The following is a 268-nucleotide window of genomic DNA, read 5'->3' as shown; positions in this document are numbered from 1 at the left end:
GTACAACGCCGGCTTGCAAGCGCGTCGAGGCATACCGCCGCCGCGGCATGAGCCTGCGCTACAAGCATCAAGCCAGCGAGTTGGAGGCGTGCCGCGAAGCGACCCGGACGGGCTTGGACGCTGGTCGTTCTCCGCCCTGCAACAGGTGCTGCGCCGGCTGGATCAAACTTATACTGCCTTCTTCAAGTGCGGCCACGGCCTCCCGCGCTTCCGTGCGTCGGCCCGCTATCATGCAGCGACCTTCCGGGTCGGCGACGAGCTGACGATC

At 66.4% G+C, this 268-nt stretch carries 1 protein-coding gene; it reads left to right on the top strand.

Annotated elements, in window-relative coordinates; genetic code table 11:
- Positions 1-88: 88 nt before the first annotated feature.
- A partial coding sequence (locus C1X29_RS29575; RefSeq protein ID WP_218275725.1) for a hypothetical protein occupies positions 89-268 on the top strand: 180 nt, incomplete at its 3' end.

This window comes from Pseudomonas sp. GW456-12-10-14-LB2 (assembly GCF_002884345.1).
Taxonomy (GTDB): domain Bacteria; phylum Pseudomonadota; class Gammaproteobacteria; order Pseudomonadales; family Pseudomonadaceae; genus Aquipseudomonas; species Aquipseudomonas paraglycinae.
This window is presented reverse-complemented; position numbering and strand designations above follow the sequence as displayed.